Raw genomic sequence first — 13743 nt, forward strand, 5'->3', positions numbered from 1 at the left:
CCCGAGGAGCCTTCTGTCATGACCGACGCGTCCGCGCCCACGCCCGCCGAGACGACCGATGAGGACGTCTTCGAGCAGAAGGCGGTCCGTCTCGCCAAGCGGGAGCGCCTGCTGGCCGAGCGCACGGATGCCGCCGGTGGCGCCTACCCCGTCGCGGTCCCGGTGACCGACACGATCCCCGCACTGCGGGAGCGTTTCGCCTCGCTCGAGGCGGGCGACGAGACGGGGGAGACGGCGTCGGTCGCCGGTCGCATCGTCTTCAGCCGGAACACCGGCAAGCTCTGCTTCGCCGCACTGCAGTCGGGTGACGGCAGCCGCATCCAGGCCATGGTCTCCCTCGCCGAGGTGGGGGAGGAGTCACTGCAGGCGTGGAAGGAGCTCGTCGACCTCGGCGACCACGTCTCGGTCACCGGACAGGTCATCTCGAGCCGTCGCGGCGAGCTGTCCATCATGGTCACCGACTGGGCGATCGCCGCGAAGGCGCTGCTGCCCCTGCCGAACCTCCACTCCGAGCTGAGCGAGGAGAGCCGGGTGCGCTCGCGCTTCCTCGACCTCATCGTGCGCGACACGGCGCGCGAGACGGTGGTCGCCCGCGCGAAGGTCAACGCCTCGCTGCGCCGCACCTTCGACGCCCACGGCTTCCTCGAGGTCGAGACTCCCATGCTGCAGGTGCAGCACGGGGGTGCTGCGGCCCGGCCGTTCATCACGCACTCCAACGCGTTCGACACCGAGCTGTACCTGCGCATCGCGCCGGAGCTCTTCCTCAAGCGCGCCGTCGTCGGCGGCATCGACCGCGTCTTCGAGATCAACCGCAACTTCCGCAACGAGGGCGCCGACTCGACGCACAGCCCCGAGTTCGCGATGCTCGAGGCCTATCAGTCGTACAGCGACTACAACGGCATCGCCGACCTGACCCAGGAGCTCATCCAGAACGCCGCGATCGCGGTCGCCGGATCGACGACGGTGACGTGGGCCGACGGCACCGAGTACGACCTCGGCGGCCAGTGGGACCGCATCTCGATGTACGAGTCGCTGTCGGATGCCGCCGGTCGCACCGTCACGCCCGAGACGTCGTTCGAGGAGTTGCAGGCCCTCGCCACCGAGGCGGGCGTCGAGGTGCCCGAGAAGATCGCGACCCACGGCAAGCTCGTCGAGGAGCTGTGGGAGCACTTCGTGAAGAGCGGACTCGAGCGTCCGACATTCGTCATGGACTTCCCGCTGGACACGTCGCCGCTCGTGCGCGAGCACCGCAGCATCCCGGGCGTGGTCGAGAAGTGGGATCTCTACGTCCGCGGCTTCGAGCTCGCGACCGGGTACTCCGAGCTCGTCGATCCCGTCATCCAGCGCGAGCGTTTCGTCGAGCAGGCGAAGCTCGCTGCGCGCGGCGATGACGAGGCGATGCGGGTCGACGAGGAGTTCCTGCGGGCGCTCGAGCACGGCATGCCGCCCACCGGTGGCATGGGCATGGGCATCGACCGCCTGCTGATGGCGATCACGGGCCTCGGCATCCGCGAGACGATCCTCTTCCCGCTCGTCAAGTAGGCCCGCCCGACCGCTAGTCTGCGCGGGCGGACCCGGCCGACGGCATCCCTGCCCGCTCCCGGGCCACATCATGTGCTCACAACGACCGCATACGTCCTGCACGGTTCACGTCGTGTGATCTCGTCCGGAACACATGATGTGGATGCCGGGAGGCGCGCCGCTGGCGCGTGTACGCCTGCATCCCGGGCATGTCAAGGTCTTGCGTTTCCGCGGTCTGAACCGGTTTAGTAGATCAGGTTCGACACGAAGGAGTGACCGATGCCGCCGGAGACGCGTCCCACGATCGCGGATGTCGCGCGCGTCGCGGGCGTGAGCAAGGGCCTCGTCTCCTTCGCTCTCAACGGCCGGCCGGGTGTTTCCGCCGACACGCGGCAGCGCATCATGGACGTCGCCGCCGAGCTGGGTTGGACCCCGAGCCTCAGCGCGCGTTCGCTCAGCGTCGGGCGCGCATTCGCGTGCGGACTGGTCATCGGGCGCAGTCCCGACGTGATCGCGGCCGACCCCTTCTTCCCCTCGTTCATCGCGGGTCTCGAGGACGAGTTCTCCGTCACCGGCCAGGCGCTCGTCCTCGCCGTCGCGAATCCCGGGCGCCAGGAGGCCGACACCTATCGCAGTCTGGTCTCCGATCGCCGCGTCGACGGGGTGATCCTCACCGACATCCGCGTCGCCGATCCGCGCATCGCGCTGCTCACCGACCTGAAGATCCCCACAGTCACGCTCGGCCGTCCCGACGTCGCGTCGCCGTTCGCCTCCGTGTCGACCGACGACGGTGCCGGCATCCGTCTCGCCGTCGAGCACCTCGCGAAACTCGGGCACCGCCGGGTCGCGCACGTCGCCGGTCCCTCGGGCATGCTCCACGCCCAGCGACGCACGCAGGCGTTCCTGGATGCCGCGGATGCCGCCGGCCTCGACGTCACGGTGGTCGAGACGGACTTCAGCGCCGCCGACGGCGCTCGGACGACGGCATCCCTCCTCGACGACGCGACTCCGCCCACGGCGATCGTCTACTCGAACGACAGCATGGCGGTCGCCGGGATGGGAGTCGCCCACCAGCGGGGGCTGCGCGTGCCCGGCGACCTCTCGATCACGGGCTTCGACGACACCGAGATCGGGCGTTGGGTGCACCCGGCTCTCACGAGCGTGTCCACCGACGCCCGCGGCTGGGGCGTGACCGCCGCTCGGACACTCCTCGCCGCCATCGCGGGGGATGCGCCGGCGCACATCGACCTTCCCGATCCCTCCATCGCCGTCCGGGGTTCGACGGCACCTCCCGCGAGCGCCTGACCGGCGCCTCACGACAGCAAGAGAGCACGACAGACACTCACGAAACGAAGGAGAGAGACATGCGACGACGCATCCTCATCACAGCAGCTGCCGCTTCCGGCGTGCTCGCCCTCACCGCCTGCGGCGGCGGAGGCGGGGGTGGTGGTGACGACCTCGAGGCTCGAGGCGACATCACCATCTGGTACTCCAACAACGAGGCCGAGATCGGCTGGGGCAAGGCGATGGTCGAGGCCTGGAATGCCGACCACCCCGACGAGCAGATCAAGGCGCAGGAGATCCCTGCGGGAGCGTCGAGCGAAGAGGTCATCGGCGCCGCGATCACGGCGGGCAACGCCCCCTGTCTCGTGTTCAACACCTCTCCCGCGGCGGTCCCCGGATTCCAGCGTCAGGGCGGGCTCGTCAACCTCTCCGAGTTTGAGGACGGCGACGACTACATCACGGCGCGCAGCGGCGACCTCGCCGATCAGTACCGCTCCGACGACGGCGACTTCTACCAGATGCCGTGGAAGTCGAATCCGGTCATGATCTTCTACAACAAGGACCTCTTCGAGCAGGCGGGCCTCGACCCGGAGAACCCGAAGCTGTCGACGTACGACGAGTTCCTCGACACCGCCCGGGCGCTCAAGGAGGCCGGCGTCTCGGACTACGCGATCAACCCGGCTCCTACGAGCGAGTTCTTCCAGTCCTGGTTCGACTTCTACCCCCTGTACGCGGCGCAGACCGGCGGCACCCAGCTCCTCGAAGACGGCAAGGCCACGTTCGACGACGAGAACGGCAAAGCCGTCGCCGACTTCTGGCGCACGCTCTATGAGGAGCAGCTGGCCGGCAACGAGCAGTACCAGGGTGACGCATTCGCCGACGGCTACGCCGCGATGGCGATCGTCGGGCCGTGGGCGATCAGCGTCTACGGCGACGCGATCAACTGGGGCTCCGTCCCCGTCCCCACGCAGGACGGCACCGCTCCCGAGGACACCTGGACCTTCAGCGACGCCAAGAACGTCGGCATGTTCACGGCGTGCGACAACAAAGCGACCGCGTGGGACGTCCTGAAGTTCGCCACGAGCGAGGAGCAGGACGGCGCCTGGCTCGAGGCCACTGGACAGATGCCGTTGCGACAGGACCTGACCGGCACCTTCCCGGACTACTTCGCGGACAACCCCGCCTACGAGCAGTTCGGCGATCAGGCGGCCCGCACCGTGGAGGTGCCGAACGTCGTCGGCTCCGTGGAGATCTGGCAGGCGTTCCGCGACGGGTACTCGAAGTCGGTCATCTTCGGCGAGACCCCGGTCGACCAGTTCCTCTCCGACACCGCGGCAGAGGTCGACGAGCTGGCGGCGGGCTGACATGACCGCCGTCGTCCCGGGTCGCGCCGGGTCCGATTCCGGCGCGACCCGCGGTGCTCCGCCGCAGAAGGACGGGCAGGATGCCGCGGGTCGCCGCGGCATCCTGCGCCGGATCTTCGGTGCGCAGCCGCACGGACTGCTCTTCTCGGCGCCGTACATCGCGTTCGTCCTGGTCGTGTTCGCCTACCCGGTCGTATTCGCGGTCTGGATGTCGTTCCAGGACTACTTCTTCGCCGCCCCTGGCGCGGAGGTCGACCGTCCGTTCGTGGGCTTCGACAACTACGTCACGGCCCTCAGCGACCCCGAGGTCTGGCGCGCATTCGGCAATGTGGGGATCTTCCTGATCATCAACGTGCCGCTCACCGTGATCCTGTCGATCCTGCTCGCGACGGCTCTCGACCGGGTGACGAAGGCGCGGACCTTCTTCCGGGTGAGCTACTACGTGCCGTACGTCACGGCATCCGTCGCCGTCGTCGCGGTCTGGCTCTTCCTCTTCGCCCGCGGCGGGCTCGTCAACAACGTGCTCGGGCCGCTCGCGCCCGACCCGTCGTGGCTCGTGAACTCCGCGCTGGCGATGCCGACCATCGCCTTCTTCGTGACATGGAAAGGACTGGGGTTCTACATCCTGCTGTACCTCGCGGCACTGCAGAACGTCCCCCGGGAGCTCTACGAGTCGGTGTCCATGGACGGCGGAGGACGTCTGCGGCAGTTCTTCTCGGTGACAGTGCCGAGCGTGCGACCGGCGACCCTGCTCGTCGTGCTGCTCGCCACGATCACCGGCGCGAACCTCTTCACCGAGCCCTATCTGCTGACCGGCGGCGGCGGGCCCAACGGCGCCTCGACCTCGCCGGTGCTGCTCATGTACCAGCGCGGCATCGAACAGCAGAACCCCGATGTCGCCGCCGCCATCGGTGTCGTCCTCATCGTGTTCGTGCTCGCCATCGCCGCGCTGCAGCGCAAGCTCGTGGGCGGTGAGGAGCGATGAAGCGTGCGCTCGGCTCGAAGATCACGATGTACGTCGCACTGTCGATCGGCGCGCTCGCGTTCCTGTTCCCGTTCTTCTACATGATCGTCGGATCGTTGCAGACGAATGTCGACCCGACACCGGCGGGGGCCTTCCCCAACCCGTCCAACCTCACGCTCGACAATTACGCCGCCATCAACGGGCGCATCGACCTGCTGCAGGGGCTCGCCAACTCCGGCATCTTCACCGGTGGCGTGATCCTCGGGACGATCGTGTTCGGCGTGCTGGCGGGCTATGCGCTCGCGGTGCTCCGGTGGCGTGGACGCGGCGCGACCTTCGCGCTCGCGCTGCTCGTCCAGGTCGTGCCGTTCCAGCTGCTCATGATCCCGCTGTACGTCATGATCGCGCGGGACTACGGCCTCGCCGACAGCTACCTCGGGATGATCCTGCCGTTCTTCATCAACTCGACGGCGGTGATCATCTTCCGGCAGTACTTCCTGCAGCTGCCGAAGGAGCTCTTCGACGCGGCACGGATCGACGGCGCGAACGAGTTCCGCCTGCTGTGGAGCGTGGCGCTGCCGCTCGTGCGTCCCGCGTTGCTGACGGTCGTGCTGCTGACGTTCATCGGACCGTGGAACGAGTTCCTGTGGCCGTTCCTCATCACGAAGGATGCCGAGATGCAGCCGCTCGCTGTCTCGCTCGCGAACTTCATCTCGAACATCGCGGCATCCACCGCCAATCCGTTCGGAGCGATGATGGCCGGCGCCGTCGTGCTCGCCGCCCCCGCCGTGGCGCTGTTCCTCGTGTTCCAGCGCTACTTCACCTCCAACGACCTCGGATCCGGAGTGAAAGGATGACCATGCCCGCCCAGACCCACGTCCCCTACCGCCTCACCCGAATGGGGGTCGTCATGACCCCTGCGGACGGCGATCCCAACGAGGCCGAGGGGGTGCTGAACCCCGCGTCGGGCCGTGGCCCCGACGGCGACCTCTACCTGCTGCCGCGGCTCGTCGCCGACGGCAACGTGTCGCGGGTGGGCCTCGCCCGCGTCGTGATCGAGGACGGCGTGCCCGTCGCTGTCGAACGGCAGGGGGTCGTGCTCGAACCTGATCGCGGCTGGGAGCGCGGGGTCGGCAACGCCGGTGTCGAGGACCCCCGGGTCACCTGGGTCGAGACGCTCGGGCTGCACGTCATGACCTACGTCGCCTACGGACCGCTCGGCCCCCGCACGGCGGTCGCCGTGTCGAGCGACCTGCGGGACTGGCGGCGGCTGGGGCCGGCGCTGTTCCGGTATCAGGACGACCTCGACATGGACCTCAACCTGTTCCACAACAAGGACACCGTGTTCTTCCCCGAGCCGGTGACCGCGCCCGACGGACGCGAGGCGCTCGCCGTCCTGCACCGGCCGATGTGGGACCTCGGCGAGACCAAGCCCGGTCAGGGTGTGCGCGTCCCGGCCGGTGTCGAGGACGAGCGGCAGTCGATCTGGATCAGTTACATCCCGCTCGACGCCGTCCGCGAGGACCTCTCCGCCCTGGCCCTCTGGGAGCAGCACCGCTTCGTCGCGGGGCCGGAGTTCCCGTTCGAGGCGCTCAAGATCGGCGGCGGCCCGCCGCCCCGCCGCGTGCCGGAGGGGTGGCTCGTGCTGCACCACGGGGTGACCGGCACCATCGACAGCGCCTTCTCGCAGCAGCAGAAGGTGAATTACGCCGCCGGGGCCATCATCCTCGACGCAGACGATCCCTCCACGGTCGTCGCCCGCACTCCAGAGCCCTTGCTGGCGCCGGAGACCGACGACGAGCGCAGCGGCATCGTGCCGAACGTCGTCTTCCCGACCGCGATCGAAGAGGTCGACGGCCGCCTGTTCGTGTTCTACGGCATGGCCGACTCGAAGATCGGCGTCGCCCTGCTCGAACGCACCGATTGACCGACCGCCCCCGAAAGGAACCCTCCCGTGAACACCTCCGCACAGCGTCGTGCGCACAGTCTCGGTCTCACCGCGCTCGCCGCGGCGGCGCTGATCGTCCCGCTCGGCGCCACGTCCGCCGTCGCGGCCCCGGCATCCGCCGTCGTGACGAACCTCGACCACCTCGACTTCCTGCTCGATGAGGCCACCCCTCCCGCGGACGTCGAGGGACACAGCACCTACCGGCAGGACGAGGAGCCGACCCTCGTCCTGCCGTGGACCTACGCCGACGCCCGCGACGGCGGCACCTTCGAGCGGGTCGGCGGCGGCCCGCTCGACCCCGCGACCGGCTACTGGGGCCAGGGTGCCTACAACGCCGACGACGTGACCCGCGCCGCCGTCGTGTACACGCGGCACTGGGAGCTCACCGGCGACGACGACAGCCGCGACACGGCCTATGAGCTGCTCCGTTCGGTCGCCTACTTCCAGACGACCGATGGGCCCGATGCCGGCAACGTCGTCCTCTGGATGCAGCCCGACGGCACCCTGAACCCGTCGGCCGAACCGGTGGAGCTGCCCGACCCGTCCGACAGCGGTCCCAGCTACTGGCTCGCGCGCACCCTGTGGGCGCTCGGCGAGGGGTACGCGGCGTTCGAGGACGAGGACCCGGAGTTCGCCGACTTCCTGCACGACCGCCTCGACCTCTCGCTCGACGCCCTCAACCGTCAGGTGCTGTCGAAGTACGGCGAGTGGAAGACCTCCGACGGCAAGCGGGTGCCGGCGTGGCTCATCGCGAACGGGGCGGATGCCTCGGCCGAGGCCGCCCTCGGACTCGCGGCACGCGTCGAAGCCGGCCCCGACGGCAAGTCCGCGACGGCGCTGCGTCAGCTCGCGAAGGGGATCGCGGCGATGGCGGACGGCGGCCTGCGGGAGTGGCCGTACAGTGCCGTGCTGCCGTGGGCGGAGTCCCCGGCGATCTGGCACGCGTGGGGCTCGCAGATGCCTGCAGCGCTGGCCGAGGCGTCCGTCGCGCTCGGCGACCGATCGCTTGCGCGTCCCGCGATCGCCGACGCGGCGACCTTCACGCCGACCCTGTTGACGGCGGGCGGCCCCGACAACGGCTGGAACCCGAGCCCCGTCGACCGGGTGCAGATCGCGTACGGCGCGGACTCGCGCGTGCAGTCCCTCCTCGCCGTCGCCGACGCGACCGGGTCGGACGGCTTCGAGCAGCTGGCCGCGATGCAGGCGGCATGGTTCTTCGGAGCGAACCACGCCGGGCAGCGGATGTACGACCCCGCCACGGGGGTCACGTACGACGGCCTGCAGCCGGACGGGACCGTGAACCGCAACAGCGGTGCGGAGTCGACGATCCACGGTCTGCTGACGGCGATCGCTCTCGATGCCCACCCCGACGTGCGCGACCACGCGGTCGCGCTCACGACGGTCGCCGATCGCGAGGGCCTCGCGTGGGTCGAGGCGGAGGATGCGGTCTCGACGACGGGTGTGGTCGACACGCCGGAATCGTGGACCGGCGAGTCGAGCTGGTCGGGCGACCGGCTGACGCTGTCGCGCGGCGACTCGGCGGTCTTCGACTTCGGCGCTGCGGACGCGGCCCGGTGGATCGAACCCGTGGTGTGGTCGGAGGTGCGTGAGCGCACCGCGTCGACGTGGCGAGCGGACCGCACCCCGCTGGGTTCGCTCCAGCTGACCGGACCGGCGCAGGGCATCTCGCCGACGCCGGGCGCGATGCACCCCCACACCCTCACCCGGGCACTCGCCGCGGGGCAGGACCGGGTTCGTGTGGACGTGAAGCGGGGCGACCTGCAGCTCGACGGTCTGCTCGTCCGCCCGGTCGTCTCTCGCCTCGAACTCGGCGGGGACGGTGCGGGCATGCTGCTCGTCCACTCCGCCGCGCGCACACCGCAGCGGGTCGCCGTGGGGTCGGGGGACGTGTCGGTCTACGACGCGCGCGGGCAGGAGGTCCGGTTGCGTCCGGGCAGCGGCACGGTCACGCTCCCGGCGGGAGGCTTCGCGATCGTCGAACGTTGACGCCTGCTCAGCGCCGGAACGCCCAGTCGGGCAGGTGCGACGACTGCACGAAGCTCATGACGATCTCGGCAAGACCCAGCCGAGGATCGATCTCGAGAGCGGCAGCCGCGTACCTGCCCGCGTGCGTCGAGCGACCGACCGCCCACGCCAGCCAACCCGCCGTCGCGCACGCGCCCGCGCGCTCGTCGGCGGGCAGGCGAGCCGCGGTCTGACGCACGAGCTCGAGTGCGGTCAGCAGGCGCCCCGGATCGGGGCGGGGACCCTCGCCCCATAGGACCTCGGCGAGGTCCACGGGGTATTCCTCGCCGTCCTCCCAACGCCGCTGAGCATCGAGGGCCACGTCGCCGCGTCCGTGATCCCCCGACCACTGCACGATGGCGACGTCGCGCAGCGACGGACGCGACAGGCACCACCCCAGGACGGCGACACGCATCGGGTCGATGGTCGCGGCATCCCACTCGAGCATCTGCTCGTAGAGGGCGGGCAGATCGTCGAGTGCGCAGGCCGCCTGCAGGGCTGCCGGGTCGATGCGGGCCTCGGTGCCGATCGTCGACGGGATGCCGCACAGCACGGTCAGCGCGGACTCGAGCGAGGTCAATGCGGCCGCCACGCCGGCGACCTCGGCGGCGTCGAGGAGGGGGAGGTCGGCCCCCGACGACTGATCGATTGAGGGCGCATGTCGCTCGATCACAGCGAGCGGATGCCCGCCGCGCGGCAGCGTCGGGTCGAGATGCGATCCCCAGCTGTCGGCGGCGACGGTGAGCGCGTCGACGACGTCCAGCCCGCACGCAGCGGCGGACCGATGCAGGGCGGCGATCAGGTCGCCCCCGGGAAGCCCAGACACGGATGACTCGGCGGTGTAGACGACGGCGACGACGCCCTCGACGTGGTCGACGCGACAGACGAGCCCGATGATTGTCGAGGCGACGGCGTCGAGATCGGCGCCGTCCGGGGGGAGGTCCACGCGCATCGCGCCGAGGCTGCGGCTCTCATGCAGCGGGATCATGACGAGGCTCTGGCTCGGCGTGTACCCGAGGAGGAGCGGAACGAGGCGGAGGAGGTGTGCGGCATCCGCCGCGGCGACGATCGTGGACATGCGCTCAGCGTCGCCGTCGAGCGGATGCCGGTGGCCGCCGCCCGCGCGGACTCGGGAGGAACCGGGCGGAGCCGCCCCTGGGGAGGACTCCGCGTCCTCCTGCGCCGTTACGATGGAGGGGTGGACGAGTACTGGGGTGCCGTGGTCTGGGGTCTGATCCCCACCATCGTCGTCGCCGGCCTGCTCGTCTTCGTGCTGCGCAGTATCCTTCGCATGGACCGCACCGAGCGCAAGGTGTACGCCAAGGTCGAGGCCGAGGAGCGCCGCCGCCGCGGCCTGCCCCGACCCGACGAAAACGCAGGCTGACAGCCCGAACGATAGGCTGAGCGCACAGCTCCGGGGGGCCGCGTGATCAGCATCAGCGTCGACTGGACGTGGACGTGGTGGATCGTCCTCGTCCTCGCCTTCGACATCTCCGTGCGCATCCTCGCGGTCTTCATCATTCCGCGGAATCGGCGCCCTACAGCGGCGATGGCCTGGCTGCTGGCCATCTACTTCATCCCGGTCATCGGCATCCTGCTCTTCCTGCTGATCGGCAACCCCCGGCTGCCCCGCAAGCGCCGCAAGGAGCAGGAGGCGATCAACCGCGCCTTCCGCGAGGCCAGCGAGGGTCTCGACTTCGGCACGCTGCGCCCTGACGCACCGGTGTGGTTCGAGCAGCTCGTGGGGCTCAACCGCAAGCTCGGTGCACTGCCGATGGCGGGCGACAACGGTGCGCAGATCATCTCGGACTACCAGGGCAGCCTCGACACGATGGCCGCCGAGATCGACCGGGCGACCCGGTACGTGCACGTCGAGTTCTACATCCTGCAGTCCGACGGCGCGACCGATGAGTTCTTCTGCGCGCTCGAACGCGCGACCGCTCGCGGTGTGACGGTGCGCGTGCTGCTCGACCACTGGGCGAACCGCTGGAAGCCCAATTACAAGGCGACGATCTCGCGCCTCGAGCGCATGGGAGCGCAGTGGCGGCTCATGCTGCCGGTGCAGCCGCTCAAAGGCAAATACCAGCGCCCAGACCTGCGCAACCACCGCAAGCTCGTCGTGATCGACGGCGTCGTCGGCTTCATCGGGTCGCAGAACGTGACCGATCGCAGTTACAACCTGAAGACCAATCTGCGCCGCGGTCTGCAGTGGGTGGACATGATGGTCCGCGTCGACGGTCCGGTCGTGGCATCCCTCTCGGCGGTCTTCGTGTCGGACTGGTACGGCGAGACCGGCGAGGTGTTCGCGGTCGAGTCCGACTTCTCGACGGATGCCGGGACCGGTGACCTCGACTGCCAGATCGTCCCGAGCGGGCCGGGCTTCGAGTACGAGAACAACCTGAAGCTCTTCCTGAGCCTGATCTTCGGTGCGACCCGCAAGATCGTCATGGTCAGCCCGTACTTCGTGCCGGACGAGGGGCTGCTGCTCGCGATCCAGACCGCGTGCCACCGCGGCGTCGAGGTCGAGCTGTTCGTCTCGGAGGAGGGTGACCAGGCGATGGTCTATCACGCGCAGCGGAGCTACTACGAGCAGCTGCTGGCGACCGGCGTGAAGATCTGGATGTACAAGAAGCCCTACATCCTGCACTCCAAGTCGATGTCGATCGACGACGAGGTCGCCGTCGTCGGCTCGAGCAACATGGACATGCGCTCGTTCGGTCTCAACCTCGAGGTGACGATGCTCGTGCGCGGCGCCGAGTTCGTCCAGCAGCTCCGCACGGTCGAGGACCTGTACCGCGGCATGTCCCGCGAGTTGACCATCGAGGAGTGGGAGAAGCGCCCCATCCGCTCCGTGATCCTCGACAACCTCGCCCGGCTGACCTCCGCCCTGCAGTGAGACGATCCCGCAGCGGTGGACACTCCCCGATTGTCCGCCGCTGAGGAGGAGACCCCCATGCGCATCCGTCTGTTCGCCGCGCTCGCCGGCTCGTTCGTCGTCGCCACCGCGCTCGTCGCATGTGCGACGCCCGCCTCTCGAGGCGTCGCGCCGGGAGGAGGAGCGGATGCGGTCGCCCCGGCCGCGCGCATCGACGCCGGGTGGCTCGACGGGGGAGCGACGATCGGGGTGGTGACGTACGGCAGTTCGTCCTGCCGTCCCGAGGTCTCGACGGTGGCAGACGACAACGGGGTGATCCTCATCGCCCTGAGCGAGCCGGCCGCGCCTGCGTGCACGGACGACCTCGTGGCACGGGCCCTCGAGGTACCCGTCCCCTCGGGCGTCGACGCGACCGCCGATCAGCGGATCCGCGTCGAACTCGAGGATGTCCGCACCGACATCGATCTGCCCGCCTACGGCGGTGGAGCCGTCGAGGAGTTCGCGCCGTCCGCCTCATGGATCGGGGATCGCGTGATCGCGCTCCGCACCTGGGGATCGTCCTCGTGCCTGCCGGTCGTCGAGGACACGCGGGTGGAGTCACCGGCATCCGTCGTCGTCCGCTTCGCCACCCCGCCCGCCGACCAGGTCTGCACGATGGACATGGCGCCGCAGCTCACGCTCGTGCAGCTCGATCCCGATGCGGAGGTCGACCGCGACGCGACGCTGAGCTTCGGTGTGCTCGACGCGGCGGAGACGGTGCCGATCCGCTGACTCGGCTCAGTCCGCGCGGACGAGCAGTTCGCCGACCTCGCAATCGAGGGCGCGGCAGATCGCGGAAAGCGTCGAGTATCGGATCGCGCGGGCACGGTCGTTCTTGAGGATCGACAGGTTCACCACAGAGACGCCGACAATCTCGGACAGTCGGGTCAGCGTCATGTTGCGCTCGGCGAGCAGTTCATCGAGTCGACAGTGGATGCCGGTGAGCTCGTCCTCCTCGGCAGGGCTCACACCAGCCCCTTCACGTCATTCTGCAGGCGGGCGCCGGAGCGCAGGATCGCCCCGAGGACCGCGAAGGCGAGGCCGACCGCGATCGGCCAGAACGGGAAGGAGATTTGGACCGTGGATGCCGGAACCCACGCGTCGAAGACATTCCCGATGCCGGCGTAGTCGCCCTCCCACGATCCGCCCTTGGCACCGAACAGCTGCGTCGAGGCGATGCTCCCCGCGATGTCGCCCATGATCTGAGCGGCGACGCCGCCGAAGGCCACGACCGCTCCCGTCGTGGTCGCCATCTTCGCCACGACCGGCGCGAATGCGGCGCCCTCCAACAGGCGCGAGCATGCCATGACCACGAAGAGGGCGATGACACCGGGGATCGTCCACACGATCATCTGGCTGATACCCCACAGGGCGCGCGCGAGGGGGGTCAGCCCCTCCACGACGAGCGTCACGCTGGTGAACCCGCCCGAGACCCGGGTGGCGTCGGTCTGCAGATCGACAGTGCTGGGGAGCTGCGGCCAGAACTCCTGGATCGGCATCGTGATCGTGACGGCAGGGGTCAGCAGCGGGAGCAGAAGATTCGCGACCGCACCGACGGCGGCGAACATCACCCACAGGACTCCGATCACTCGGGTGACCCGCACGAGGGACCCTGCGTCGTCTTCCGATCGTGAGCGGCGAGCCGCCGCGATGGCGAACGCCACGATGGTCCCGATGATGAGCAGGACGACCAGCGCCGCCCCGATGATGATCATGATCCTTG

The 13743-nt window shown here is 69.4% G+C and carries 13 protein-coding genes; 10 read left to right on the forward strand and 3 right to left on the reverse strand.

Going from position 1 to position 13743, the window contains the following annotated elements:
- Positions 1 to 18 precede the first annotated feature (18 nt).
- The 7 genes from lysS (at position 19) to M3190_RS02250 (ending at position 9088) form a co-directional block, all read left to right on the forward strand.
- The gene (gene lysS, locus M3190_RS02220) at positions 19 to 1542 is read left to right on the forward strand and encodes a lysine--tRNA ligase (RefSeq protein WP_251577881.1); all 1524 of its coding nucleotides are present in this window, start codon (positions 19 to 21) and stop codon (positions 1540 to 1542) included.
- A gap of 258 nt (positions 1543 to 1800) precedes the next feature.
- Entirely contained in the window at positions 1801 to 2826 is a 1026-nt protein-coding gene (locus M3190_RS02225) for a LacI family DNA-binding transcriptional regulator (RefSeq protein WP_251577883.1), read from the forward strand.
- 59 nt (positions 2827 to 2885) lie between these two features.
- Positions 2886 to 4169 carry an extracellular solute-binding protein gene (locus M3190_RS02230; protein WP_251577885.1) on the forward strand — a complete coding sequence of 428 codons (1284 nt, stop codon included), beginning with the start codon at positions 2886 to 2888 and terminating at the stop codon, positions 4167 to 4169.
- A gap of 1 nt (position 4170) precedes the next feature.
- Entirely contained in the window at positions 4171 to 5154 is a 984-nt protein-coding gene (locus M3190_RS02235; RefSeq protein WP_251577887.1) for a carbohydrate ABC transporter permease, read from the forward strand.
- Positions 5151 to 5990, forward strand: coding sequence for a carbohydrate ABC transporter permease (locus M3190_RS02240; protein ID WP_251577889.1), 840 nt, complete (start codon positions 5151 to 5153; stop codon positions 5988 to 5990). The genes M3190_RS02235 and M3190_RS02240 overlap by 4 nt, the downstream gene beginning before the upstream one ends.
- Before the next feature lie 2 nt (positions 5991 to 5992).
- The gene (locus M3190_RS02245; RefSeq protein ID WP_251577891.1) at positions 5993 to 7060 is read left to right on the forward strand and encodes a glycoside hydrolase family 130 protein; all 1068 of its coding nucleotides are present in this window, start codon (positions 5993 to 5995) and stop codon (positions 7058 to 7060) included.
- Between the two features lie 27 nt (positions 7061 to 7087).
- Positions 7088 to 9088, forward strand: coding sequence for a hypothetical protein (locus tag M3190_RS02250; RefSeq protein WP_251577893.1), 2001 nt, complete (start codon positions 7088 to 7090; stop codon positions 9086 to 9088).
- 7 nt (positions 9089 to 9095) lie between these two features.
- Here M3190_RS02250 and M3190_RS02255 read toward each other — a convergent pair whose 3' ends face one another.
- A complete protein-coding gene (locus M3190_RS02255; RefSeq protein ID WP_251577895.1) occupies positions 9096 to 10184 on the reverse strand; it encodes a DUF4192 family protein in 1089 nt (362 codons plus the stop codon).
- A gap of 120 nt (positions 10185 to 10304) precedes the next feature.
- Here M3190_RS02255 and M3190_RS02260 point away from each other — a divergent pair, with 120 nt between their 5' ends.
- Genes M3190_RS02260 through M3190_RS02270 form a run of 3 tightly spaced genes read left to right on the forward strand, consistent with a single transcriptional unit; the run spans position 10305 to position 12752 of the window.
- On the forward strand, positions 10305 to 10490 hold the full coding sequence (locus tag M3190_RS02260) for a hypothetical protein (protein ID WP_064003630.1): 186 nt from the start codon (positions 10305 to 10307) through the stop codon (positions 10488 to 10490).
- Between the two features lie 42 nt (positions 10491 to 10532).
- Entirely contained in the window at positions 10533 to 12002 is a 1470-nt protein-coding gene (cls, locus tag M3190_RS02265) for a cardiolipin synthase (RefSeq protein ID WP_251577897.1), read from the forward strand.
- A 57-nt stretch (positions 12003 to 12059) separates the two neighbouring features.
- On the forward strand, positions 12060 to 12752 hold the full coding sequence (locus M3190_RS02270; RefSeq protein ID WP_251577899.1) for a hypothetical protein: 693 nt from the start codon (positions 12060 to 12062) through the stop codon (positions 12750 to 12752).
- A gap of 6 nt (positions 12753 to 12758) precedes the next feature.
- Here M3190_RS02270 and M3190_RS02275 read toward each other — a convergent pair whose 3' ends face one another.
- Together M3190_RS02275 and M3190_RS02280 are read right to left on the reverse strand one after the other, a co-directional pair.
- A complete protein-coding gene (locus tag M3190_RS02275) occupies positions 12759 to 12989 on the reverse strand; it encodes a helix-turn-helix domain-containing protein (protein WP_251577901.1) in 231 nt (76 codons plus the stop codon).
- Positions 12986 to 13735, reverse strand: coding sequence for a hypothetical protein (locus M3190_RS02280; RefSeq protein ID WP_251577903.1), 750 nt, complete (start codon positions 13733 to 13735; stop codon positions 12986 to 12988). Before M3190_RS02280 ends, M3190_RS02275 begins: the two co-directional genes overlap by 4 nt.
- Between the last annotated feature and the right edge of the window lie 8 nt (positions 13736 to 13743).

It is taken from the genome of Microbacterium oleivorans, from assembly GCF_023715745.1.
In the GTDB taxonomy this organism is placed as follows: Bacteria; Actinomycetota; Actinomycetes; order Actinomycetales; family Microbacteriaceae; genus Microbacterium; species Microbacterium oleivorans_D.

Bases quoted from the DNA above. Each gene is read 5' to 3' on its own strand.
- M3190_RS02235 (WP_251577887.1), top strand. From the start codon at position 4,171: ATGACCGCCGTCGTCCCGGGTCGCGCCGGGTCCGATTCCGGCGCGACC.
- M3190_RS02270 (WP_251577899.1), top strand. From the start codon at position 12,060: ATGCGCATCCGTCTGTTCGCCGCGCTCGCCGGCTCGTTCGTCGTCGCC.
- M3190_RS02255 (WP_251577895.1), bottom strand. From the start codon at position 10,184: ATGTCCACGATCGTCGCCGCGGCGGATGCCGCACACCTCCTCCGCCTC.
- M3190_RS02240 (WP_251577889.1), top strand. From the start codon at position 5,151: ATGAAGCGTGCGCTCGGCTCGAAGATCACGATGTACGTCGCACTGTCG.
- M3190_RS02245 (WP_251577891.1), top strand. From the start codon at position 5,993: ATGCCCGCCCAGACCCACGTCCCCTACCGCCTCACCCGAATGGGGGTC.
- M3190_RS02225 (WP_251577883.1), top strand. From the start codon at position 1,801: ATGCCGCCGGAGACGCGTCCCACGATCGCGGATGTCGCGCGCGTCGCG.
- M3190_RS02230 (WP_251577885.1), top strand. From the start codon at position 2,886: ATGCGACGACGCATCCTCATCACAGCAGCTGCCGCTTCCGGCGTGCTC.
- M3190_RS02280 (WP_251577903.1), bottom strand. From the start codon at position 13,735: ATGATCATCATCGGGGCGGCGCTGGTCGTCCTGCTCATCATCGGGACC.
- lysS (WP_251577881.1), top strand. From the start codon at position 19: ATGACCGACGCGTCCGCGCCCACGCCCGCCGAGACGACCGATGAGGAC.